The 23,927-nt window shown below is 66.8% G+C and carries 23 protein-coding genes and 2 rRNA genes; 11 read left to right on the top strand and 14 right to left on the bottom strand.

Annotation, left to right across the window (positions count from 1 at the left end; genetic code table 11):
- Complete coding sequence (gene kdpF / locus ABKS89_RS10440) at positions 1-90, bottom strand: K(+)-transporting ATPase subunit F (protein ID WP_009618573.1); 90 nt, start codon at positions 88-90, stop codon at positions 1-3.
- Positions 91-410: 320 nt separating this feature from the next.
- On the opposite strand from kdpF, the gene ABKS89_RS10435 reads away from it, so the two are divergent.
- The 5 genes from ABKS89_RS10435 to ABKS89_RS10415 all read left to right on the top strand — a co-directional run bounded on the left by ABKS89_RS10435 (position 411) and on the right by ABKS89_RS10415 (position 5,285).
- On the top strand, positions 411-1,166 hold the full coding sequence (locus ABKS89_RS10435; RefSeq protein WP_138216433.1) for a response regulator: 756 nt from the start codon (positions 411-413) through the stop codon (positions 1,164-1,166).
- On the top strand, positions 1,147-2,277 hold the full coding sequence (locus ABKS89_RS10430) for a sensor histidine kinase (protein WP_138216434.1): 1,131 nt from the start codon (positions 1,147-1,149) through the stop codon (positions 2,275-2,277). The genes ABKS89_RS10435 and ABKS89_RS10430 overlap by 20 nt, the downstream gene beginning before the upstream one ends.
- A gap of 108 nt (positions 2,278-2,385) precedes the next feature.
- Positions 2,386-3,189 (top strand): EF-hand domain-containing protein, encoded by an 804-nt coding sequence (gene xopAW, locus ABKS89_RS10425; protein WP_138216435.1) that lies wholly within the window; start codon positions 2,386-2,388, stop codon positions 3,187-3,189.
- A 127-nt stretch (positions 3,190-3,316) separates the two neighbouring features.
- Positions 3,317-3,964, top strand: coding sequence for a FadR/GntR family transcriptional regulator (locus tag ABKS89_RS10420; protein ID WP_138216436.1), 648 nt, complete (start codon positions 3,317-3,319; stop codon positions 3,962-3,964).
- Positions 3,965-4,007: 43 nt separating this feature from the next.
- On the top strand, positions 4,008-5,285 hold the full coding sequence (locus tag ABKS89_RS10415) for a CynX/NimT family MFS transporter (RefSeq protein ID WP_138216437.1): 1,278 nt from the start codon (positions 4,008-4,010) through the stop codon (positions 5,283-5,285).
- Positions 5,286-5,551: 266 nt separating this feature from the next.
- Here ABKS89_RS10415 and ABKS89_RS10410 read toward each other — a convergent pair whose 3' ends face one another.
- The 11 genes from ABKS89_RS10410 to ABKS89_RS10360 form a co-directional block, all read right to left on the bottom strand.
- Positions 5,552-6,607 (bottom strand): AI-2E family transporter, encoded by a 1,056-nt coding sequence (locus ABKS89_RS10410; protein ID WP_138216438.1) that lies wholly within the window; start codon positions 6,605-6,607, stop codon positions 5,552-5,554.
- A gap of 76 nt (positions 6,608-6,683) precedes the next feature.
- The gene (locus tag ABKS89_RS10405) at positions 6,684-7,574 is read right to left on the bottom strand and encodes a DUF4892 domain-containing protein (protein WP_431312067.1); all 891 of its coding nucleotides are present in this window, start codon (positions 7,572-7,574) and stop codon (positions 6,684-6,686) included.
- Between the two features lie 83 nt (positions 7,575-7,657).
- Positions 7,658-8,518 carry an alpha/beta hydrolase gene (locus ABKS89_RS10400; protein WP_138216439.1) on the bottom strand — a complete coding sequence of 287 codons (861 nt, stop codon included), beginning with the start codon at positions 8,516-8,518 and terminating at the stop codon, positions 7,658-7,660.
- A 9-nt stretch (positions 8,519-8,527) separates the two neighbouring features.
- On the bottom strand, positions 8,528-9,328 hold the full coding sequence (locus ABKS89_RS10395) for an alpha/beta fold hydrolase (RefSeq protein ID WP_138216440.1): 801 nt from the start codon (positions 9,326-9,328) through the stop codon (positions 8,528-8,530).
- Between the two features lie 226 nt (positions 9,329-9,554).
- Positions 9,555-10,202 carry a LysE family translocator gene (locus ABKS89_RS10390; RefSeq protein ID WP_348590089.1) on the bottom strand — a complete coding sequence of 216 codons (648 nt, stop codon included), beginning with the start codon at positions 10,200-10,202 and terminating at the stop codon, positions 9,555-9,557.
- Positions 10,203-10,246: 44 nt separating this feature from the next.
- Complete coding sequence (locus ABKS89_RS10385; RefSeq protein ID WP_138216442.1) at positions 10,247-11,050, bottom strand: AraC family transcriptional regulator; 804 nt, start codon at positions 11,048-11,050, stop codon at positions 10,247-10,249.
- A 415-nt stretch (positions 11,051-11,465) separates the two neighbouring features.
- A complete protein-coding gene (locus ABKS89_RS10380; protein WP_081519161.1) occupies positions 11,466-11,891 on the bottom strand; it encodes a hotdog fold thioesterase in 426 nt (141 codons plus the stop codon).
- 15 nt (positions 11,892-11,906) lie between these two features.
- A complete protein-coding gene (locus ABKS89_RS10375; protein ID WP_348590087.1) occupies positions 11,907-13,574 on the bottom strand; it encodes an AMP-binding protein in 1,668 nt (555 codons plus the stop codon).
- 259 nt (positions 13,575-13,833) lie between these two features.
- A complete protein-coding gene (gene sixA / locus ABKS89_RS10370) occupies positions 13,834-14,298 on the bottom strand; it encodes a phosphohistidine phosphatase SixA (RefSeq protein WP_138216444.1) in 465 nt (154 codons plus the stop codon).
- On the bottom strand, positions 14,295-14,651 hold the full coding sequence (locus ABKS89_RS10365; RefSeq protein ID WP_138216445.1) for a DUF4389 domain-containing protein: 357 nt from the start codon (positions 14,649-14,651) through the stop codon (positions 14,295-14,297). The genes sixA and ABKS89_RS10365 overlap by 4 nt, the downstream gene beginning before the upstream one ends.
- 13 nt (positions 14,652-14,664) lie before the next feature.
- A complete protein-coding gene (locus ABKS89_RS10360; protein ID WP_348590086.1) occupies positions 14,665-15,687 on the bottom strand; it encodes an NAD(P)H-dependent glycerol-3-phosphate dehydrogenase in 1,023 nt (340 codons plus the stop codon).
- A 181-nt stretch (positions 15,688-15,868) separates the two neighbouring features.
- Between ABKS89_RS10360 and ABKS89_RS10355 the strand changes: the two genes are divergently transcribed.
- The 6 genes from ABKS89_RS10355 to ABKS89_RS10330 all read left to right on the top strand — a co-directional run bounded on the left by ABKS89_RS10355 (position 15,869) and on the right by ABKS89_RS10330 (position 23,364).
- On the top strand, positions 15,869-17,977 hold the full coding sequence (locus ABKS89_RS10355; RefSeq protein ID WP_242015420.1) for a TonB-dependent receptor plug domain-containing protein: 2,109 nt from the start codon (positions 15,869-15,871) through the stop codon (positions 17,975-17,977).
- 1 nt (position 17,978) lies between these two features.
- Positions 17,979-18,899: an ABC transporter substrate-binding protein gene (locus tag ABKS89_RS10350; RefSeq protein WP_138216447.1), complete on the top strand. Its 921-nt coding sequence runs from the start codon at positions 17,979-17,981 to the stop codon at positions 18,897-18,899.
- Positions 18,896-20,812 (top strand): ATP-binding protein, encoded by a 1,917-nt coding sequence (locus tag ABKS89_RS10345; protein ID WP_348590085.1) that lies wholly within the window; start codon positions 18,896-18,898, stop codon positions 20,810-20,812. The genes ABKS89_RS10350 and ABKS89_RS10345 overlap by 4 nt, the downstream gene beginning before the upstream one ends.
- 231 nt (positions 20,813-21,043) lie before the next feature.
- Positions 21,044-21,559 carry a 3-hydroxyacyl-[acyl-carrier-protein] dehydratase FabA gene (gene fabA, locus ABKS89_RS10340; RefSeq protein WP_138216449.1) on the top strand — a complete coding sequence of 172 codons (516 nt, stop codon included), beginning with the start codon at positions 21,044-21,046 and terminating at the stop codon, positions 21,557-21,559.
- Between the two features lie 10 nt (positions 21,560-21,569).
- The gene (gene fabB / locus ABKS89_RS10335; protein ID WP_348590083.1) at positions 21,570-22,787 is read left to right on the top strand and encodes a beta-ketoacyl-ACP synthase I; all 1,218 of its coding nucleotides are present in this window, start codon (positions 21,570-21,572) and stop codon (positions 22,785-22,787) included.
- 118 nt (positions 22,788-22,905) lie between these two features.
- Positions 22,906-23,364, top strand: coding sequence for a GNAT family N-acetyltransferase (locus tag ABKS89_RS10330; protein WP_348590081.1), 459 nt, complete (start codon positions 22,906-22,908; stop codon positions 23,362-23,364).
- Positions 23,365-23,572: 208 nt separating this feature from the next.
- Here the strand turns inward: ABKS89_RS10330 and rrf (ABKS89_RS10325) are convergent.
- Positions 23,573-23,688 (bottom strand): 5S ribosomal RNA (gene rrf, locus ABKS89_RS10325).
- Positions 23,689-23,793: 105 nt separating this feature from the next.
- Positions 23,794-23,909: ribosomal RNA gene (rrf, locus tag ABKS89_RS10320) — 5S ribosomal RNA — on the bottom strand.
- Positions 23,910-23,927 lie beyond the last annotated feature (18 nt).

The following is a 23,927-nucleotide window of genomic DNA, read 5'->3' as shown; positions in this document are numbered from 1 at the left end:
CTAGGAACGGTCGGCGCGCAGCAGCGCCACCAGCAGGTAGATGAACAGTCCCGTAGCCAGGACCAGTGACACACCGTCGAGCACGCTCATGATTGCTTTCTCCTCACGCGGGCGACTCCATCGCTTGGGCGGCCGTTGCCGCCTGACGGAAATTTTCCGCAAGCTGCGCGTAAAGGAGCGATTCCCAGCCCCGGCGGGCGGCATAAAGAAAGCGTAAAAAACCGCTCTGGCGCGGTGATCGGAAGGCTTTGTATCGAGCCCGATACAGAGCGGACACGCTGGCGACACCCGCACACCGCAGCCTCGCCGACCATGGCCCGCGCACGCGATGACGGGTTAGCATGCGCGCGTCGCATGCCCCTGGCGGCCCCTGGCCATCCTGCCCCACGTTTCCCGCGACAGGTTTCTTCATGTACCCGACCACTACCGACGACCCACGCCGCTGGACTACCCGTGCCCTGCTGGTGGATGACGACGAGCCGATCCGCGAACTGCTCTGCGGCTACCTCGCGCGCTTCAACATCGAGACCCACGGCGTCGCCGACGGCGTCGAAATGCGCCGCGCGCTGGAGAACGAAAGCTTCGACGTGGTAGTGCTGGACCTGATGCTGCCCGGTGAAGACGGCCTCTCGCTGTGCCGCTACCTGCGCGCCGAGTCGGATATCCCGATCCTCATGCTCACCGCCCGCTGCGAACCGGCGGACCGCATCATCGGCCTGGAACTGGGCGCCGACGACTACATGGCCAAACCCTTCGAGCCGCGCGAACTGGTAGCGCGCATCCAGACCATCCTGCGTCGTGTGCGCGGCACCAGCCTCACCAGCGAGGAAGGCACCCGCGGCGAACCGCGTGCCCAGGTGCGCTTCGACCAGTGGCGCCTGGACAGCGTGCTGCGCCAGCTGCATGCGCCCGATGGCCTGGTGGTCCCGCTGTCCAATGCTGAATTCCGCCTGCTCTGGGTGTTCCTCGAACGCCCACGGCGGGTGCTCAACCGCGAACTGCTGCTGGACGCGGCCCGGGGCCGCACCATCGAGGCCTTCGACCGCAGCATCGACCTGCTGGTCTCGCGCCTGCGGCAGAAGCTCGGCGACGATCCGCGCTCGCCCCGGCTGATCAAGACCGTGCGCGGCGAAGGGTACCTGTTCGATGTCCGCGATATCGCCTGAGTCCGCGCCCGAGCGCGCGAAGGAAAAACCCCTGGAGCGCGCCGACAGCCTGTTCGCCCGGCTGTTCGGGGTGTTCCTGCTGGCCATCGTGGTCGCGCACCTGCTGGCCTTCGCCTGGTTCCATCATTACGGCCCGCATCGGCCCGACATGCCGCCGCCCCCGCCGCCGGAACAGGGCTTCGAGCGTGGTCCGCCGCCGCAAGGTTTCGCGCCGGGCCCCGAGGGTTTCCGCCCGCCGCCTCCCCCGCCGCCGCGCCTGCCGTTCTGGAGCGCGCCGTTCGCCTTCCAGCTGCTGGCGCTGATCCTCGCCGCCGGCATCGGCGCCCGCCTGCTCGCCCGCCCGGTGCAGCGCATGGGCGACGCCGCGCTGCGCCTGTCCGAGGACCTGGACAGCCCGCCGCTGCCGGAAACCGGCCCGCGCGAAGCCCGCCAGGCCGCCCACGCCTTCAACCGCATGCGCGAACGCATCCGCGAACAGGTGCAGCAACGCAGCCGCATGCTGGTGGCGGTATCCCATGACCTGCGCACCCCACTGTCGCGTCTGCGCCTGCGCGTCGAGGAAATCGACAACCCGCAACTGCGCACGCGCATCGGCCAGGACCTGGCCGAGATGATCGGCATGCTCGACTCCACCCTGCACTACCTGCAGCAGGAGCGCGCCAGCGAGCCGCTGCAGTGGTTCGACGTGAAGGCACTGGCCGACTCCCTCGCCGAAGACGCCTGCGAGCGCGGCGCCGATGTCGGCGTGGAAGGCTTCTGCGCGCCGCTCAAGGTCCAGCCAATGGCGCTGCGCTCGTGCCTGAACAACCTGCTGGACAACGCCCTGCGCTACGCCGGCGATGTCAGCATCGAGCTGCGCGACGGCACCCGCGAAGTGGAAATCCGCGTCCGCGACCACGGCCCGGGCATCCCCTCAGAGCTGCGCGAGCAGGTGTTCGAACCGTTCTTCCGCCTGGAAGGCTCGCGCAACCGCAATTCCGGCGGCGTCGGCCTGGGCCTTTCCATCGCCCGCGATGCCGCGCGGCGCCAGGGCGGCGACCTGTTCTTCGAGGAAACCCCGGGCGGCGGCGCCACCGCCGTGCTGCGCCTGCCCAGAAGCACAACGGCGTAACGCCGTTGTAGCCGCCAGCTAACAAAGCGCACAAACCCGCGACACAGGCGGGCCCGAGGCTGTCATCAGCGGAGAACCCTCCGCTTTGGCCACCACGGAGAATCTCCCATGATCAGCGGCGTGAGCAGCAGCTATGCGAGCTACTACACCAGCTCGCTCGCCCGGACCCAGACCGCCAGCAGCACTACCGCCACGCAGAGCGGCAGCACTGGCGGTTCCCAGGGCGCGGCGAAATTCCAGGAAGACCTGTTCAAGTCCATCGACAGCGATGGCGACGGCAGCATCAGCAAGGACGAACTGACCAGCGCGCTGTCCTCCAGCGATGACTCGGACAGCAGCGACATCGACATCGACGCCCTGCTCAGCGAGCTGGACAGCGACAGCAGCGGCGGCATCTCCCAGGACGAACTGGCAGCGGCCATGCCTCCGCCTCCCCCACCGCCCGGCGACATGGGTGGCATGGGCGGTCTGGGCGACTCCGCCGAAGACCTGATCAGCGCGCTGGACAGTGACGGTGACGGCAGCATCAGCAGTGACGAGCTCTCCGCCCTGGGCAGCAGCGACGACGACAGCGAACGCCTGAGTGAACTGTTCAGCCAGCTCGACGCCGACGGCAGCGGCTCCATCAGCAGCGACGAACTCTCCAGCGCACTGCAGGCCCAACGCCCCGACGGCCCGCCGCCGCCCCCGCCGGCGTCGGCCTCCAGCGGTTCGTCCGACGATTCCTCCAGCAGTGCTTCGGACAGCTCGACGACCACCGCTTCCAGCTCCTCGACCAGCGCCTCCTCAACCAATGGCAATACTGGCGCCGCCTACCAGAAGCTGGTGGCCAACCTGCTCAAGCAGTACCAGAGCAGCGAAGTCACCGCCCTCCAGGCGACCAGTGGCAGCCTGGTGAACATCGCCGCCTGATCCGCGTCGATGCCCACCGCCGGAGCGCCCCCCGCTCCGGCGGCCTCCTCGTCTTCCCGCATTGCCAGCGCTCCGCCTCTGCCCTAATCTTGGCCTCTTCAAATTCATCCGATGATTGGATGTTTCAATGCCAAGCCTCATTCAGAAGCGCTCGCTGGTGGACATCGCCCTCGAGCAGATCCACCTGCGGATCGACAACGGCACCTGGCCGCTGGGCCAGCGCCTGCCGCCGGAACCCGAACTGGCCGAGTCCCTGGGTATCAGCCGCAATACCGTGCGCGAAGCAGTACGCGTGCTGACCTTCTCCGGCGTGCTGGAAGTGCGCCAGGGCGACGGCACCTACGTGCGCGCCTGCGCCAACCCACTGGACACCATGCTGGTGCTGGCTCGCAGCTCGGTGGAACAGGCGCTGGAAGCGCGCGGCGTCATCGAGGTGGAAGCCAGCCGACTGGCCGCCGAGCGCCGCACCGAAGCCGACCTCGCTGCCCTGCGCGAAGCGCTGGAGACCTCCGCCGTTCATCACGGCGGTGCGCTGGACGAGTACATCGCCCACGACCTGGCCTTCCACCAGCGCGTGGTGGACAGCGCCCACAACCCGGTGCTCAGCGAGCTGTACCGCTACTTCTCGCAGGTGATCCGCGCCGGCCTGGAGCGCACCATCAGCGACCCGAACCGGCCGCAACCGAGCTTCGAACTGCACCGCGAGCTGGTGGATGCCATCGCCCGCGGCGACGCCGACGCAGCCGCAAAAGCGAACCGCGCGCTGCTGATCTGACTCTGAATTCTTTCATCTGCCTTGCTGCCCTGGAATGCCCACCATGTCCGTGCCCAATGACCCGAAAGACACCGAGCACAAGGTGTCCTGCCCGCCCGAAGAACTGCTGATCGACGCCGAGGACGACGGCGCGAAAGCCGCGCCACGCCCGCAACGCACCTGGCTGTTGCTGCTGGGTCTGGTGCTGGTGGCGATCAACCTGCGCCCGGCGCTTTCCAGCCTGTCGCCGCTGCTCAACACCGTGCGTGACGGCACCGGTCTGTCCGCTGCCGCTGCGGGCCTGCTGACCACCCTGCCGGTGCTCTGCCTCGGCCTGTTCGCACCGCTGGCGCCGATGCTCGCGCGGCGTCTGGGCGCCGAGCGCACCGTACTGCTGATCCTCTTCACCCTGGCTGGCGGCATCGTCCTGCGCAGCCTGTTCCCGGTGGCCGGGTTGTTCCTCGGCAGCCTGGTGGCCGGCGCCAGTATCGGCATCATCGGCGTGCTGCTGCCGGGCATCGTCAAGCGCGACTTCCCGCACATCGCCGGGACCATGACCGGCGTCTACACCATGGCCCTGTGCCTGGGCGCCGCCACCGCGGCCGGCTCGACCGTGCCGCTGGCGACGCTGATGGACAACAGCTGGCAACTGGCGCTGGCGTTCTGGGCCATCCCCGCCGTGGTCGCTGCGGCGATCTGGCTGCCACAGACCCGCCAGAACCACCACGCCCACCGCGCGGTGTACAAGGTAAAAGGCTTGTGGCGCGACCCGCTGGCCTGGCAGGTAACGCTGTACATGGGCCTGCAGTCATCGCTGGCCTACATCGTCTTCGGCTGGGTGCCATCGATCCTCATCGACCGTGGCCTGAGCGCGGTGGAAGCCGGCCTGGTGCTCTCCGGCTCGGTGATGGTGCAGCTGTTCAGCGCCCTCGCCGCGCCCTGGCTGGCCACCCGTGGCAAGGACCAGCGAATCGCCGTGGTGATCGTCATGGCCCTGACCCTGGCCGGCCTGCTCGGTCTGCTGTTCGCGCCGCTCTCGGGCATCTGGGGCTGGGCGGTGGTGCTCGGCCTCGGCCAGGGCGGCACCTTCAGCATCGCGCTGGCGCTGATCGTGCTGCGTTCGCCGGACTCCCACGTCGCCTCCAATCTCTCCGGCATGGCCCAGGGAGTGGGCTACACCCTGGCGGCCTGCGGGCCGTTCCTGGTCGGTGTGGTGCACGACGCCACCGGCGGCTGGGCAGCGACCGGGGTGATCTTCGTGGTGGTCACAGTGGCGGGGATCGTGTTCGGCCTGGGCGCCGGGCGGGACAAGCTGGTGCAGGTGAAGAGCGAGCACGTCTGAATCACGTAGGGCGCATGACGCCTCAGGCGTTATCCGCCATTTCGGCGGATAACCCGTTCCGGGTTATTCGCCCTACGTTGCTGTGAACTTTGGTGCGTCTGCTGACACCCTCACCCCAGCCCTCTCCCAGAGGGAGAGGGAGCCGCTCGGCGCAGGGGCTCTTCTAAGGAGTCAGCCGGCGAGCTCCCATCTTGCAAAGCGCACCAACCGGTCCCCTAACCCTCCGGGAGAGGGTTAGGGTGAGGGCAATCCCTCGCGCCGAAGTATCAAACCACCGGCGGCGGCGGAGGCCGTTGCGAGCTGGCCACCCAGGCGCTGACCAGGTTGTACACCACCGCCAGCAGCACCGGGCCGAGGAACAGGCCGATGAAGCCGAAGCTGAGCAACCCGCCGAGCACCCCCAGCAGCACCACCACCAGCGGCAGGTTGCCGCCGCGGCTGATCAGGTAGGGCTTGAGGATGTTGTCCACGCCGCTGATCACGAAGAAGCCCCAGATCGCCATGAACACCGCGTAGCCGTAGCTCTCCTGGTAGAACAGCCAGATCACCGCCGGGCCCCACACCAGCGGGGGCACCATCAGCAGGCTGCAGACGAAGGTCAGCAGGCCGAGCACCAGTGCCCCCGGCACCCCGGCGATGAGGAAGCCGATGGTAGCCAGCACGGCCTGGGCCGCGGCGGTGCCGATCACGCCGTTGACCACCCGTTGCACGGTGCCGGCGATGATGTCCATGTACTGCTGCGCGGCGGCGCCGATCAGGCGTTCCAGCACGCCGTGGGCGAACGCCTGCAGGCGCTGGCCATCGCGGTAGAAGAAGAAGATCAGCACCAGGCTCAGCACCAGTTCGAAGATGCCCGCGCCCAGCTTGGCGCTGCGCGCCAGGGCCCAGTTGCCGACCTCGCCCATGTACGGCTTGAGCGCGGAGAACATCGCCACGCCCTGCTGGTCGGCCTGGTACCACCAGCCGATCAGCCGGTCGCCGATCAGCGGCACCCGCGCCATCCACTCCGGCGGCGGCGGCAGGCCGGACACCTGCAGGTTCTTCACCAGCTCGACGCCTTCGCGCACCCGGTCCACCAGGCCGAAGCCCAGCCACACCAGCGGCAGCGCCACCAGCACGATCCAGCCAACGGTCAGCAAGCCCGCCGCAGAGGCCTGGCGACCGCCCAGCAACTGCGTCAGCAGACGCATCAGCGGCCAGCTGGCAAAGGCCAGCACAGCGGCCCAGAACAGCGCCGACCAGAACGGCAGCAGCACCCAGATACTCGCGCCCAGCAGGCCGAGCAACAGCAGGCGCAGCAACAGGCGATCGTTGTCGAACATTGGAAACCCCGGTTGGCTCGAAAGCCCCAGTGTAGGGCGTTTCAGCCTTCAGCGTCGGAGAATCGCCCCAGGGAAATCAGCGCAGCCAGGTCAGATGCAGGCCATCACTATCATCCTTGCCCTGCTCCAGACGAGCGTCGCGCACGCCCTGGGCAGTGAGTGCGCTGCGCCAGTCGCCCGCGTGCTTGCCAGCCAGCTCCACCCGTACGCCGGTGTCCAGGCGCAAAGTGCGCACCAGCAGGTCGAGCCAGGCGCCGCCCGGCTCCTGAGGCACGTGGCTCAAGGTCAGCTCGCCGTTGGCCTTGAGCAGGCGCATCAGCGTCGACGGGCTGGGCAGCAGTTCACCGAGGGCGTCGGCGCTGTCCAGTTGTTCGGCATGCAGGTAGGCGCGGCGGTTGCCACGGGTGATGGTGTAGACCGCCAGCAGGCTGTTCTCGTGGGGCGCGGCAAGGCGCACCAGCAAGTAGGCCTGCTGCTCGTCCGGGCCGAACAGCTTGGAGTTGCCAAACACCGAGTTGGCCAGCAGGTTGCTGGAACCGCAATCGCGGCTCTCGCACCAGAACAGCGGCGTGGCGTCGGCCTTGAGCAGGTCCTTGCGCGCGGCAGCGAAGGCGCTCTGGCTGGAATCTTCGTCAGGCAGGCGATAGGTCACGGCGGTCAGGTCGCCGATGGCGCGCACCTCTCCTTCCATGCGCAGGCGCCCGCTGATGCGGCTGATCGAGCCTTGCGGGTAGATGCGTTCCTGGCTGGCGGCTTGGTTGAAGTCGACGATCTCCGATCGCGGGAAGCGCGGGAGGATCTCCAGGTCGTGGCTGTCGGGCAGGTCGGCGGCACCGGCGAGGCTGGCGAAACCGAGCAGGCCGCCGGCGATCAGCGTGCGGAGCAGCCGTGACATCCGGTGCGCGTCGGTCCTGACGAAGTGAGGGTTTTCCGGCCCCTGGCGCGCGGCGTTCTGGATGTCGAGCATGCACAATCTCCCTGAAGCGATCCGTGCAGCGTCGCGGCCGGCCCCGCTTTAGTCAAGCCGCAGGGCGCTACGGGGTGTTTCCCTCAGGCTTGCAGGAAGGGTCGGAAGATCGCTGCGACGGCTTCGGCGCCGGCCTCGTCGTCCAGGTGCAAATGGTGCTGGCCGGGCAGCTCGTGGACCGCGAAGGGCCTGTCTTTCAGCAGTTCGCGGGTGGCCGGCTCGACCAGCATCAGGCCCTGCTGCGCCAGCACCAGGCTGGTCGGGCACTGCACGGAGTGGACGAATTGTCGCGCATGGGCGCGGGTCAGGCGCAGCGGCGACGGCAGGGTCAGGCGTGCATCAGTGCGCCAGGTGTAGCCACCGGGCACCGGCACCAGGCCACGGGAGGCCAGTAGCTCCGCCGCCTCACGGCTGACCGCGCCGACGCCTTTCATGCGCGCTTCCACCGCGCGGTCAATGGCCTCGTAGACCGGCTTGCGCTTGTTCGGCAGGGCCAGTTGGGCACGCAGCGCTTCGCCGAGCTTCTGCGGCGAGGTGTCCGGCTCGCCGGTGTAGGGCACCAGGCCGTCGATCAGAGCGAGGCGCTCGATACGCTCGGGCATGGCGCCGGCCAACAGCACCGAGACGATGGCGCCCATGGAATGCCCAAGCAGGGAGAACCGCTCCCAGCCCATCTGATCGGCCACCATCAGCACGTCCAGCGCGTAGTCCCACAGCAGGTAGCTGGCCCCCGGCGCGCGGTGGCCGGAATGGCCGTGGCCGGCGAAATCGAGGGCGAGGATGCGCACGCCCTCTAGCTTGGGCGCCAGGCGGGCGAAGCTCATGGCGTTGTCCAGCCAGCCGTGCAGGGCGATCACCGGGCGGCCGTCTTCCGGGCCGAAGAGGTGTGCGGCCAGCTCGATGTGCGGCAGGTTCAGGCGGATTTCCTGGACTTTGGCGGTCATGGCGATTCCTTAGGCGTTGGCGCGCTGTTGCCAGCGGGCGAAGACGGTCTTGAGCAGCGCGGCGGTGTCCTGCGGGCGCTCCAGCGGGAACATGTGGCCGCCGGGCAGCGACAGGCTCTCGCCCATGGGGATGCGGCCGATCAGGCGGGCATGGTGCGGCAGCACCACGCGGCTGTGGCGGCCGCGCACCATGGTCAGCGGCACGGCCAACTGTTTGGCACGCCCCGGCGCGGTATGCGGCACGTTGCGGTAGATGGATATCTCGGTGGCCGGATCGAACTTCAGCCGCAGGCCGCGCGCGTCGACCGGCGCCAGCCCGTGGCGCACGTAGGCCTCCAGGCAATCGCGGTCGAAGCGCTTGAACAGCGGCTTGCCGGCGAAGTATTCCAGCGCCTCGGCGAAGTCGTCGAAGTCCTCGCGGCGGCCGAGGGTGCGGCCGGCGGGCGTCAGCCGGTCGATGAAGCCGAAGCGCTTGGCGACGCGGATCACCAGTTGGTCCGCCAGCGTCAGCAACGGCGAATCGAGCATCACCACGCCGCGGTACAGCTCGGGTTTGCGCAGCGCCGCATGGTAATGCAGCACGCCGCCGAGGGAATGGCCGACGCCCCACACGGGTTCATCCAGCGCCTCGAGGTGATGCAGCAGTTCTTCCACCAGGTTTTCCCAGTTGGCGTTCACCGGGAAGCGCGGGTCATGGCCGTGCATGTCCAGCCGATGGACCCGGTAATCCGGCTCCAGGGCATCGAACAACTTGCCGTAGGTCCCCGAGGGGAAACCGTTGGCGTGGGCGAAGAAGACCGCTTGCGACATGCTGCGTGAACTCAGGGGAATGACAGCCTGAATTTTCCGACAGCACCGGGGGCGCGGCAATGACCCGTGCTCCCGCGAATGACGGCACTACGGCCAAACTCCATGGCGCTCCGGCGGATTTGCCCTGATCCGCCCGCTATCGGCGGATAACCGCGAGCGGTTATTCGCCCTACAGGAGCCCCATCGTAGGGCGCATAACGTGGAACACGTTATCCGCCAGCACACCTCACACCCAATGCGCCGCGTGATTCACCACGCTGAACAGGATGCCGCCCGCCACCAGCAGGAACACCAACCCGCAGGCGCCGTCTATCACCGGCACCGCGCGCAGCAGGCGCTGCTGCCACAGCGGTCGTGTGAGGATCACGCTGAGCAGGCTGAACCAGGCGAAGCCGACGACGAACAGCATCGCCGCCACCGAGACCTTGCCGGGCGCCGACATGCCCACCGGGATCAGGCTGCTGAGCAGCGCGAGGAAGAACACCAGCGCCTTGGGGTTGAACAGGTTGGTCGCCAGCCCGCGCAGCCAGGGCCCGAGCTTCGATGCGGACAACTCGCCGTCGATGCGCCCTGCCCCGCCCGGCTTGCGCAGCGCGCGCAGTGCGCCGATGCCGAGCCAGCCGAGGTAGGCCGCGCCCACCAGTTGCAGCGCGCTGAACAGCAGCGGCGAACGGCTGAGCAGCAACGACACGCCGGTCAGCACCAGGGTGCCGTGGACCAGGATGCCGCAGGCCAGCCCGAGGGCGCTGAGCACCCCGGCGCGGCGGCCCTGGTGCAGCGAGGTGCGCACCACCAGCGCGACGTCCGGGCCGGGGCTGACCAGGGCGACCGCGAACACGGCGGTGAGCATGAGCAAGACGTGAACCTCCTGCATGGCGGGATTCTCCAGTGGGAAAGGAAACGAGATTGGGTGGCGGATCAGCGCTGGCGTAGTCGCGCGGGCGGCAATCCGTAGGTACGGCGGAACAGGCGGCTGAAGTGCGCCTGGTCATAGAAGCCCAGGCTCAGGGCGATCTCCGCCAGCGGCTGGCCCTTGATCACCCGTGGCAGCGCGCGTTCCAGACGCAGCTGGGTCAGCCACTGGTGCGGCGGCAATCCGCACTGGTGGCGGAAGCGGCGCAGCACCTGCCAGGGGCTGAGGTCGCAGAACTCGGCGATCTCTTCCAGGGTCGGCGGGGTCTCCAGGCGCGACTCCAGCCACTCGCGGATGCGCGCCCAGGTCGGCGCATCGAAGCCCTGCCCCGGTTCGCGGATGCGCAGGCTGGAAGCGCGCTCCAGCAGCGCGGCCAACGCTTGCCAGAGCTGGCCTTCCTGTGCCAGCCGCTCGCCGCCCAGCATCAGGGCGTGGGCGCGTTGCAGCTCGACCTGCAGCAGCGGGTCGCGCAGCTGCGCGGCGGTCAGGCGCGGCGCACCCTGGCGGCCATCGCTGAAGGCGCGGCAGGCATCGTCCAGCCATTGCGGGTCGATGGACAGCACGCGGATGCGGTAGCCGTCCTCGCCTTCGCTGGAGCCGTCGTGGATGCTCTCGGGGCTCATCAGCAGGATGTCGCCATTCCCGGCCAGCGAGCGCTCACCCTGGTGGGTGTAGCGCTGGCAGCCGTCCAGCATCAGCCCGACGTGATAGTCGAGATGAAAGTGCCGGGGAAAGGCGAAACGGCGGTACTCGGCGTCGATGAAACGGACGCCGGGCAGGCCGCTGCTGTGGTGTTCGATGCGTTCCATGGGCCTACTCTACCGGCGCGGGAACGGCGGGTCTTGGACAAAATTGCGAGGGTGCCGGGCGGCAGTGCTTCCTGTAGGAGCGCGCCATGCGCGCGATCGCGGGCATGGCCCGCTCCTACAGTCAGATGTAACCGCAGGGAGCGCCTTTGTAGGATGGGTGGAGCCTAGGCGATACCCATGCTGCTGGTGCAGGGATCGATGGGTATCGCTTCGCTCCACGCCATCCTACGGCCGAGGCGCCGGTTCAACATTGCGAGGGCGCCGGGCGGCGCTCCTACGATCGCAGGGAGCGCCTCTGTAGGATGGGTGGAGCCTAGGCGATACCCATGCTGCTGGTGCAGGGATCGATGGGGATCGCTTCGCTCCACGCCATCCTGCGGTCCCATCCAGGGACAGGCCGCAGATTGGAACTGGTTCAGCGCTCCAGCGGCACCACCGCCATGGTCAGCCGCGAGATGCAGCTCGGCTTGCCGTCATCCCCATGCAGGCGGATTTCCCAGACGTGGGTCGAGCGGCCGATATGCACCGCCTTCGCCACCGCCGTCACCCGCCCGCTGCGCAGGCCGCGCAGGTGGTTGGCGTTCACTTCCAGGCCCACGCAGTAGTACTTGCTGTTGTCCAGGCACAGGTAGCTGGCGGTGGAACCGACGGTCTCCGCCAGTACCACCGAGGCGCCGCCGTGCAGCAGGCCGTAGGGCTGGTGGGTGCGCGAATCCACCACCATGCTGGCGGTCAGCGAGTCGTCATCGAACGCCTCGAAACGGATGTCGAGCACTTCACCGATGGTGTTCTTCAGGTTCGCGTTGAGCTTTTCCAGGTCGGGCGTGGTGCGCCAGGTCATTCCGCATTCCTTCTGTCATTCATGCCATTGCACCGCCTCGCGGCGCTCCGCCCATTCATTGAAGCGCTTGCCGTAGGTCCCTTCCACCACGTTGCGCTTGATCTTCAGGGTCGGCGTGAGGAAGCCGTTGTCCACCGTCCAGACATCCTTGACCAGCACCAGCCCGGCCAGGCGCTCGTGCTTGTCCAGCGCATCATTCACCTCCGTCAGCAGCTCCTGCAGGCTCTGTTCCAGCTGGCTGCGCGAGCCGTTGGCGGCTTCCTGGCGGCCCACTTCGGAGAGCACGCAGAGGCCCAGCGGGGCAATCAGGCCGTCGCCGACCACGCAGATCTGCTCGATCCGCGAATGCACCGCGAGGCGGTTCTCGATGGGCGCCGGGGCGACGTACTTGCCCTTGGCGGTCTTGAAGATTTCCTTGATGCGGCCGGTCAGGCGCAGGTGGCCTTCGGCGTCCTGCTCGCCCTTGTCGCCGGTGCGCAGGAAGCCGTCCTCGGTGATGGTCTCGGCAGTGCGCTCCGGGTCCTTGAAATAGCCGACCATGGTCGCGCCGCTGCGCACCTGCACTTCACCTTCTTCGCTGATTCGCACCTCCACGCCGGGGCTGTTGCGGCCGATCCAACCGACCCGCTGCTCACCCGGCCGGCAGACGTGGGAATAACCGCAGTTCTCGGTCATGCCATAGACCTCGAGCACATTCAGCCCCAGGCGCTGGTACCAGCCCAGCAGCGCCTCGGGAACCGGCGCGGCGCCGCACAGGGCGAAGCGCACGGCGTCCAGGCCTAGGCCGGCAAGCACCTTGCGGCCCACAAGGCGGCCGACGATCGGCAAACGCAGCAGGCGGTCGAGCTTCTGCGCCGGCATCTGCGCGTAGACGCCCATCTGGAACTTGGTCCAGATGCGCGGCACGCCGAAGAACACCGTGGGCCGCGCGCGGCGCATGTCGGCGACGAAGGTGTCCAGGCTTTCGGCGAAGAAGATCGTCTGCCCGGCGTAGATCGATGCCATCTGCACGAACATGCGCTCGGCCACGTGGCACAGCGGCAGGTAGGACAGCAGGCGGTCTTCCTCGCCGACGCCGAACAGGTCGATGGCATGGCTGGCGGCAAAGGCGAAGTTGCCGAAGGTGTGCATCACGCCCTTGGGCGTGCCGGTGGTGCCGGAGGTGTAGATGAGGGTCGCCAGGGTGGCGGCGTCCGGGCGCGGATCGTCGCTGATCGGCGCCTGCAGCTGCAGGTCGCTCCACTGCTGGTCGAAGCGGCCCTGCGGGTGAAGCGGCAGGGCAACGGTGGGCACGCCGTCGGGAATGCCGCCCTCCATCGCCGGCCAGTCGTCCAGCTTGCCGATGAAGGCCACCCGCGCTTCGGAGTGGGTCATCACCTGGCGCACGGAATCGGCGGTGAGGTTGGGATACAGCGGCACCGAGACGTGGCCGGCCATCCAGATGGCGATATCGGCGACGATCCAGTGCGCGCAGTTCTTCGAAATGATCGCCACCCGGCTGCCTTCGGGCAGGTCCAGGCTGCGCAGCCAGGCCGCGGCGCGGCGGGCCTGCTCGCCCACTTCGCCCCAGGTCAGGGTCTGCACTTCGCCGCCGGTCAGCGGTTGCACCAGGTAGCGTTTGTTCGGGTGGCTCTTCTCGCGCTGATAGAACAGGTCGAGTGGTAATCGGACTGCTTTAACCACGTGCCCCTCCTTTGTTCTTGTTGTCAGAGGTGTAGCTCAGGGATATAGCGATGGATCAACCAAGCACTTGCTTGGTTGAATATTCCATGCAGCGCAGCGGCAGACAAGGCTGGTCGTGTGAACTTTTGTAGGATTTAGCCGAAGGATGGGCACCGGACGCTCTGCGACGGGCCCTGCGCGGAAACATCCAGGCACGATTTGCCGACGGCAGAAATGCAAAAGGCCCCTTTCGGGGCCTTTTCGCAGGGACTCATCCGGCTCAGGCATGCCGCGGATGGTACAGCGACACCAGCTCCATCAGCCCCGCTACCGGCACCTCGCCTTCCAGTTCCGCCAGGGTGGCGGTGCTGAACGGCACTGCGTCGCTGCGGCTGCCATGCACCAGCAGGCCGGCCAGCGCGCCCACCAGCGGCTGGTGGGTGACCAGCAGCAGGTTCTGCTCGTTGCGTCCGTCGAGGAAGCGCAGCACATCCTTCGGATCGTCGTCCGGGGTCAGCCAGGGCGCGGTACCGACGGAACCCTCGAAACCCAGCGCCTCGCGGACCAGTTCGGCGGTTTCCTGGGCGCGCACATAGGGGCTGGCGAGGATGCCATCCAGCGGCTGGCCGGCGAGCTGGGCAGCACTTTTCAGCACTTCCTTGACGCCGTGTGCCGTCAGACGGCGCTCGGAATCGCGGCGAGCCTGGGGTTCGGCTTCACCGTGACGCAGCAGCCAGAGCTTCAAAGCTTGGGCTCCTCGTCGCGCACCGGGTGCGGCGCCGGCGGCACGTCGTGGGGAGCCTCGCCTTCGGGCGTATGGGCGGTAGGCCAGTCGGCGAACGGCCAGGGCTTCTCTTCGGTCTGGAAGGTGCCGAAGCGGCCGATCTGCGCGAAGTACTGACTCAGGCTGTCGCCGAAGCCCATCAGGCTGCCGCTGGGCGCGCCGTAGATGATGCGGTAGATCAGCTGGATGATCACCACGGCGCCGAGGATCATCTCGGCGACGAACCAGACCAGCGCGAAGACCAGCATCCAGACGACGCGCAGGACCAGTGATTCCTTTTCCTGACGTTGAGCGGACGGATGTTCAGCGGACATGAGCGATACCTCCTCAGAAACCGGTGGTGGGAATGAAATCGACGTCGGTCTTCGGCTCGCCGCTCATCAGCGCGCCGATGACCTGCTCCAGGGTGCGGCCACCGAACAGGATGGCGTTGAGGCCGGCCACCAGCGGCATGTAGACCTGCAGCTCGTCGGCCTTGGCCTTGAGCACCTTGAGGGTGTTCACGCCCTCGGCGGTCTCGCCCATGCGCGCCACGGCGTCTTCCAGGGTCAGGCCTTCGCCCAGGGCGAAACCCACCTGATAGTTACGGCTCTTGGGTGACGAACAGGTGACGATCAGGTCGCCCACGCCGGCCAGGCCGAGGAAGGTCATGGGGTTGGCACCGAGCTGGACGGCGAAGCGGGTCATCTCCGCCAGGGCGCGGGTGATCAGCATGCCCTTGGTGTTCTCGCCCATGCCCAGCGCGGCAGCCATGCCGGCAATAATGGCGTAGACGTTCTTCAGCGCTCCGCCCAGTTCGACGCCGAAGCGGTCGCCGCTAGCGTAGACGCGGAAGGTGCGACCGTGCAGCGCATCCTGCACCTGGGCGCAGAGGTCTTCGTCCTCGCTGGCGACCACGGTGGCGGTCAGCTCATGCTCGGCGATCTCGCGCGCCAGATTCGGGCCGGAGATCACCGCGATGCGGGATTTTGGCGCGATCTCTTCGAGCACCTGGCTCATCAGCTTGAAGCTCTGCGCCTCGATCCCCTTGGTCAGGCTGACCAGCATCTTGCCCGCCAGCTCCTCGCTGCGGCCGTCGAGCACCTTGCGCAGGGCGCTGGAAGGCACCGCGACGAAGATCATCTGGCACTCTGCCAGGGTCGCGGCGAGGTCCGTGGTCGGCTCCACGCCGTCATGGATGCGCACGCCCTTGAGGTAGTTGGGATTCTCCCGGCGGGTGCGGATCGCCTCGGCCTGTTCCTCGTCGCGCATCCACTGGCGAACGCGCTGTCCGTTTTCTGCCAGCAGGTTGGCGAAGGCGGTGCCGAAACTGCCACCACCGAGGACGGCGATCGGTTGCTGCTGTGTCATGTCTGTTCCATTGGTGACCGCTTAGGGGCGGCGATTGGGGCATTATAAGGCCGCATCGGCGACCGGCCAGTCCGGATCGCGGGACTGGCAATCAGCGCTGCCTCGTTTAACATCCGTCCTGTGGAAACGTCTAGCCGTAGACATTGACCAATCCCATAAGAACCGAGAACAAGGTCGTTCCGTGCATCGTCCCGTCCGCGCTCCCCTGCCACTTTCCCTGCTTGCCGCACTGCTGGCGGGCGAGGCCGTGGCGGGCGACCTGTTCGTGGACAGCCTCGACGTCCCTGAAGTTCTGACCGCGACCCGGCTCAAACAGTCCCCCGCCGAAGTTCCCGGCAGCATGACGGTGCTCGACCGCGACCTGATCAAGGCCTCCGGCGCCCGCGACATTCCCGAGCTGATGCGCCTGGTGCCGGGCATGATGGTCGGCTACCTGTCGGGCAACCAGGCGACGGTGAACTACCACGGCACCAACGTCACCGAGGCGCGGCGCCTGCAGGTCCTGGTGGACGGCCGCTCGGTGTACCGCCCGGGCCTGGCCACGGTGGACTGGAGCGACATCCCGGTGGCCATCGAAGACATCGACCGCATCGAGGTCTTCCGCGGCCCCAACGCCGTGAGCTACGGCGCCAACGCGCTGATGGGCGTGATCAACATCCTCACCCGCCACCCGGCCGACAGCCAGGGCACGCGACTGAAGTACACCGCCGGGCAGAACGGCGTGCGCGACTGGTACGCCAGCCAGGGCATCCATGACCGCTCCGGCGACTATCGGCTGTCGCTTTCCGGGCAGGAAGACGACGGCTTCGACCACGACCAGTTCGGCCGCGACTACCGCGACGGCCGCCGCCTGAGTCGCTTCAACCTGACGGCCAGCCACAACCTCGACCTGCGCAACAGCCTGGACTGGCAGCTGGCGGCGAAGGAAGGCAGCAATCAGCGCCCCTACGACTACGAACCGATCTTCGGCAACATCGCCGCCGGTGACGACAACTCCGACCTGACCGCCCGCGACTACGCCGGCTCCCTGCGCTGGACCTTCGACATCAACCCCGAGCACAGCCTCTATGTGCAGGGTTACGCCGAACACTGGGAGCGTTTGCAGGACTTCGGCGCGTGCGAGGCGCAGATCGCCTTCAGCCCGCAGCTCGCGCAGTTGTGGGATATGAATCCGAAGTACGTGGAGAGCTTCGCCGATACGCTGCCGCGCATTCCCCGTGGCACGGCGCAGGAGCAGGCGCTGGCCCGGCAGGTGGTCCAGCAGCTGGCGGCCGGCGCCTACCTGCCGGTGTGCGGGCAGGTGAACCAGAACATCCGCGAGACCCGCTACGACCTCGAAGTCCAGGACACCCTGAGCCTCGCCGACGGCGTGCGGCTGGTCAGCGGCATGAGCTACCGCCACGACCAGGCCACCTCGGAAACCTATTTCGACGGCACGGTGAACAACGACATCTGGCGCCTGTTCGGCCAGCTGGAATGGCACCTGACACCGCACTGGCTGCTGCAGGGCGGCGCGATGGTGGAGGACGACCAGCTCTCCGGCAGCTCGGTCAGCCCGCGCCTCGCCCTCAACTACCTGATCACTCCGCGCCACAGCCTGCGCGCGGTGTATTCCGAGGCGGTGCGCTCGCCGGACATGTACGAGAATGACGTGAACTGGAGCTACCGGGTGCGCAACCTCTCGGCGCCGGTCTACGGTCAGTCCAGCGCCTACTACTTTGCCCGCGCCCATGGTCCCGGCGACCTCGACCAGGAGCGCATGCGCTCGCGGGAAATCGGCTACAACGGCCAATTCGACGAACTCGGGCTCGCGCTCGACATCAAAGCCTACTACGACGAAATCCACGGGCTGATCAGCGATCCCTTGAAGGTCTCCGACTTCGAACCGACCAATGACAACGAAATCCGCTTCAGTGGCACCGAAACCCAGCTCGACTGGCGCCTGACGCGGCAGGACCGCGTGCGCCTGACCTACGCCTACGTCGACTACGACGCCAGCAGCCGCTACGACCAGCGCCTTACCGCGCGCAACAGCGGCTCGGCCGGCTGGATGCGCGACTGGGGGCGCGGCTGGTCGAGTTCGGTCTTCTACTACGGTGACGATGCGCTGAACGAGCACCGCTTCGAGCGCGTCGACCTGCGCGTGGCCAAGCGCATTCCCCTGGGCCGCGCGGCGCTGGAACTGGCCGGCGTGCTACAGCAGCGCCTGGACGACGAGCCGCTGACCTGGCCGGAAAACCGCTACGACAGCCGCCACCTGCTCTACTTCAGCGCCGAGGTGGACTTCTAGCATGTCTGCCCGCTGCTCATGGACGAGCCCCGGAACCCTCCTCAGCGCCCTGCTCCTCTGGCTGGCCTGCCTGTTCGCGCAGCCGGCCCAGGCCCGCGACATCCTGCTGGTCAGCACCGAACAGAGCCCTGCGCTGCAGGACTTCGCCGAAGCCCTGGCGCACCATCGCCCACATGACCAGGTGCGTCTGGAATCCCCGGAAAACCTGCCGCCAGCCGCCAGCCTGGATGGCGAAACCCGCCTGCTGTTGCTCGGCAGCGGCGCGCTGAACTGGCGCCTGGCCAGCCACGACGCACCGCCGGCACTGACTCTGCTGGTCAGCCGCGTCGAAGCCCGGCAGGTGCTGGGCGAGCGCGAGCCGCCGCACCTCAGCCTGCTGTGGAGCGACCCACCACCAGAGCGCCAGCTGCAACTTGCCCTGCAACTCAGCCCGCGCCCGCAACGCATCGGCGTGCTGGTCGGCCCCAGCAGCGAGTTCCTCCTGGAAGAGCTTCAGCACAGCGCCGAACAGCTCGGCGTCGAACTGACGAGCGAGCTGCAAACCCGCGCCGAAGACAGCCGCCCGCTACGAGAACTGCTCGGTCGCAGTGACCTGCTGCTCGGGTTGGACGACAAACAGCTTTATAACGCGCAGACCATCAAGGGCATCCTTCTCAGCGCCTACGCCGGGAACCGGGCGCTGATCGGCCCCACCGCTGCCTTCGTCAAGGCCGGCAGCCTGGCCAGCACCTACAGCGACCAGAGCGACTGGCTGGAGACCCTCGACACCCTGCTCGACGAGCCGGCGGAGCAATGGCCCCGCAGTCTCTACCCCAAACGCTTCAAGGTGCAGAGCAACCGCCAGGTGGCGCGCTCGCTCGGCATCGACCTGCAAGGCGACGCGGAACTCGCGCAGCGCCTGGCCGAAGGAGAAAAACCATGAGTTCCCGCAAGAGCTGGAACATCCAGACGCGCATGCTGGCCATCAGCCTCGGCCCGGCGCTGCTGCTCACCGTGCTGCTGACCGCCTACTTCACGTATTCGCGTTTGCAGGACCTGCGCCTGGAGTCCAACCACACCGGCCAGCTGATCGCCAACCAGCTCGCCCCGGCAGCGGAATACGGGGTGATCTCCGGCAACCTGCCGGTGCTGCAGAGCCTGCTGCGGGCAACCCTGAGCACCGCCCACGTGCGCTTCATCGAAGTACGCGACCGCGGCGACAATATCCTCGTCTACGTCGAGCACGCCGCCGATCCCGCGCAGGCGAGCACCAAGGTAGAAATCTTCCACGCCTCGATCCAGCGCGAGAACATCGCCCTCAATGGCAGCGACCTGGCCAGTTCCAACGACATGCTACCGACGGCCGCACCGCCCAGCGGGGACTACCTCGGCCGCGTGGTGGTCGGGATGGCCAGCGATGCCTTCAGCGAACGGCAGCAGGAAATCCTCCTCAAGGCCAGCCTGCTCGCGCTGTTCGCGCTGATCCTCACCTACCTGCTGGCGCGCCGCCTCGCCCGCCGCCTCGCCGCGCCGATCCGCACCATGGGCCGCGCCGTGCAAGCGATCCAGACCGGCGACTACCACACCACCCTGCCGGTGCCGGATGACGGCGAAGTCGGCGACCTCGCCCGACACATCAACAACCTCGCCCGCGGCCTGCAGCAGGCCAGCCTGGAGCAGGAGCGCAGCATTGCGCAGCTGGTGGCGGCGCGAGAGGAAGCCGAAGAGGCCAACCGCGCCAAGTCCGACTTCCTGGCGATGATGAGCCACGAGCTGCGCACCCCGATGAACGGCGTGCTGGGCATGCTGCAGCTGCTGGAAACCACCGAACTGAACCAGGAGCAGGCCGAGTACAGCGCACTGGCCACCGAATCCACCGAGCACCTGCTCAAGGTGATCAACGACATCCTCGACTTCTCCCGCGTGGAGCGCGGCGCGCTGGAACTGGAGCGCATCCCGTTCAACCTGCTGGAGCTGATCCAGAGCTCGATCCAGGTCTTCCAACACAGCGCCCAGCAGCGCGGCCTGGAGCTGGAAATGAACGTGCAGGACGGCCTCGACAACCTGGAGGTGCAGGGCGACCCGACGCGCATCCGGCAGATCCTGGTCAACCTGCTGGGCAACGCCCTGAAGTTCACCGAAGAAGGCGGCGTGCGCCTGGAAGCCACCTGGCAGGCGCTGGACGACGAAGTGCTGTGGCTCAGCTGCTCGGTGCAGGACAGCGGCATCGGCATCTCCCGCGAGCGCCTGGAGCACATGTTCGAGGCCTTCCAGCAGGCCGACTCGTCGACCTCGCGGCGCTACGGCGGCACGGGGCTGGGGCTGTCCATCGCGCGCACCCTGGCCGAACGGATGGGCGGCACTCTGGGTGCGGTCAGCGAGGAGGGTTGTGGTTCGACCTTCACTCTGGAGATTCCCCTGCCCTTCCGGGAGCGTCAGAGTGCCGCAGGCGACGGGACGAACGGCGGCGACGCGCTTGCCACTGGTCAGTCCGTGCTGCTGGTGGAGGACAACCCGGTGAATCAAACGGTCATAGAAGCTATGTTGCGCAGCCTGGGTTATCGCGTCACGCTGGTGGGTGACGGCGCCCAGGCAGTGCGTACCTCGGAGCGCGGCGAGTTCGCGGCGATCCTGATGGATTGCCGCCTGCCGGTGCTCAACGGCTACGAAGCCACCCGGCAGATTCGTGCGAAACCGGGCGGCGAACAGGTACCGATCATCGCCCTGACCGCCAATGCGCTGCAGGGCGACCGCGAGGCGTGCCTTGAAGCGGGAATGAACGACTACCTCGCCAAACCGTTCAAGCGCGCGGAGCTGCAGCGGATTCTGCAGCGCTGGGTTGCTCCAGGTCGTTGATCGATGGAGCGCTTGCCCGCAAACTGCGGACCGGCCCGGGGCCTGCGTCCCGACGGGGAAACCTGGCATCGGCGAAAAGTGAACAAGCGTTCGCCGATTGCTGTGACTTTCACTTAAAGGCAATAGTCTATGACTAGGCTGCCGCATGACACCGTGACAAGAACAACGGAACGCGGCGCCGCAGGCACAAGCCAAACAACGCCTGCTATCCAGGATTTTTGAGGAGCTCGCATGACCAAACAAAACGCCTTCACCCGAGAAGACCTGCTGCGCTGCAGCCGCGGCGAGCTCTTCGGCCCGGGTAATGCGCAACTGCCCGCCCCGAACATGCTGATGATCGACCGCATCACTCACATCAGTGAAGTCGGCGGCAAGTATGGCAAGGGCGAACTGGTCGCCGAGCTGGATATCAACCCGGACCTGTGGTTCTTCGCCTGCCACTTCGAAGGCGACCCCGTCATGCCGGGCTGCCTGGGCCTCGACGCCATGTGGCAGCTGGTCGGCTTCCACCTCGGCTGGCAGGGCAACCCCGGCCGCGGCCGTGCCCTGGGTTCGGGCGAAGTGAAGTTCTTCGGCCAGGTCCTGCCGACCGCCAAGAAAGTCACCTACAACATTCACATCAAGCGTACGATCAATCGTTCGCTGATCCTGGCCATCGCCGACGGCACCGTCAGCGTCGATGGCCGCGAAATCTACAGCGCCGAAGGCCTCCGCGTCGGCCTGTTCACTTCCACTGACAGCTTCTAAGGGTATCCGCATGCGTCGCGTCGTGATCACCGGTCTGGGCATCGTTTCCTGCCTGGGCAATGACAAAGACACCGTCTCCGCCAACCTGCGTGCAGGCCGTGCTGGCATCCGCCACAACCCCAGCTACGCCGAGATGGGCCTGCGCAGCCACGTTTCCGGTTCGGTCAACCTGAACCTGGAAGAGCTGATCGACCGCAAGGTCTTCCGCTTCATGGGCGACGCCGCCGCTTATGCCTACCTGGCAATGGAACAGGCGATCAAGGACTCCGGCCTCAGCCCCGAGCAGATCTCCAACCCGCGCACCGGCCTGATCGCCGGCTCCGGCGGTGCTTCCACCCTGAACCAGATGGAAGCCATCGACACCCTGCGCGAGAAGGGCGTCAAGCGCATCGGCCCATACCGCGTCACCCGCACCATGGGCAGCACCGTTTCCGCGTGCCTGGCCACTCCCTTCCAGATCAAGGGCGTGAACTACTCCATTTCCTCGGCCTGCGCCACCAGCGCGCATTGCATCGGCCAGGCCATGGAGCAAATCCAGCTGGGCAAGCAGGACGTCGTCTTCGCTGGCGGCGGTGAGGAAGAACACTGGAGCCAGAGCTGCCTGTTCGACGCCATGGGCGCCCTCTCCACCCAGTACAACGACACCCCGGAAAAGGCCTCCCGCGCCTACGACGCCAAGCGTGACGGTTTCGTCATCGCCGGCGGCGGCGGCATGGTCGTGGTCGAAGAGCTGGAACACGCCCTCAAGCGTGGCGCCAAGATCTACGCCGAAATCGTTGGCTACGGTGCGACTTCCGATGGCTACGACATGGTTGCCCCGAGCGGCGAAGGCGCCATCCGCTGCATGCAGCAGGCCCTGTCGACCGTGGACACCCCGATCGACTACCTGAACACCCACGGCACCTCCACCCCGGTCGGCGACGTCGCTGAAATCCGTGGCGTGCGCGCAGTGTTCGGCGACAAGGCCCCGGCCATCAGCTCCACCAAGAGCCTGTCCGGCCACTCCCTGGGCGCCGCTGGCGTTCACGAAGCGATCTACTGCCTGCTGATGATGGAAGGCAACTTCATCGCCGGTTCGGCAAACATCGACGAACTGGACCCGGAAGTCGCTGACCTGCCGATCCTGCGCGAGACCCGCGAAAACGCGAAGATCGACACCGTCATGAGTAACAGCTTCGGCTTTGGCGGCACCAACGCCACCCTGGTCCTGAAACGCCACAACGGCTGATCGGTGATCCAAACAGGAAAGGCGCCCCAGGGCGCCTTTTTTGTTGCCTGTGATTCCGCCCTACCCTCGCGCTGCCGATCCCGTCAGGATGAGCAGGCGGATCACAGGGAGCGCAGAGATGGAATTGACGATCAGACAGGCCCGCAGCGACGACGCCACGGCCATCAGCCGGGTGATCGTTGCGGCCGTCAGGGAGAGCAACGGCCAGGACTACCCGGCGAGTGTCATCGAGTCTGTGGTGGCGCATTTCACGCCGGAGCGGGTGATCGAGTTGCTGGCGCAACGCCTGGTCTTCGTTGCCTTGCTGGGGAGCGAGATCGTCGGCACAGGCGCCCTGGATGGCAATGCCGTGCGCAGCCTCTTCATAACGCCTCAGCAGCAGCGCAAGGGCATCGGCCAGGCCCTGATGGAGCAAATCGAGGAAGCCGCCCTGCAGCGCGGTATAGAGGCCCTGTTGGTCCCCTCCTCCCTCACCGCTGAAAGCTTCTACGCCCGCCTCGGCTATCGCCTGCTGCGCGAACAACTCCACGGTGAAGAGCGCACCCTCATTATGACCAAGCCCCTCACTCCCCTGTAGGAGCGGGCCATGCCCGCGAACCGCATCCCTTCACGGCCCCGGCAAACGCCGGTCGTAGGGCGCATAACGCCTCAAGCGTTATCCGCCATCGCAACGGATAACCCGTCCCGGGTTACTCGCCCTGTATAGGGCTCCCGCATTGGCTTTTTCCGCCCCAAAAACAAAACCCCCGACCAGCTTTCGCTGATCAGGGGCTTTGGAATTAGAAGCTTGACGATGACCTACTCTCACATGGAGAAACTCCACACTACCATCGGCGATGCATCGTTTCACTACTGAGTTCGGGATGGGATCAGGTGGTTCCAATGCTCTATGGTCGTCAAGCAATTCGGCTGGATGCTCGCCTTGGCGCTCATCCGAATTCGGGTTGCTTACACTAATAAGCAAAACCCCCGGCCAGCGATGCTGACCAGGGGTCTTGGGATAGGAGCTTGACGATGACCTACTCTCACATGGAGAAACTCCACACTACCATCGGCGATGCGTCGTTTCACTACTGAGTTCGGGATGGGATCAGGTGGTTCCAACGCTCTATGGTCGTCAAGCAATTCTTTATGGACGCT

Source organism: Pseudomonas sp. LABIM340 (assembly GCF_040017195.2).
In the GTDB taxonomy this organism is placed as follows: domain Bacteria; phylum Pseudomonadota; class Gammaproteobacteria; order Pseudomonadales; family Pseudomonadaceae; genus Pseudomonas.
The sequence above is the reverse complement of the archived record's forward strand: the minus strand, read 5'-3'. Positions and strand labels throughout refer to the sequence as shown.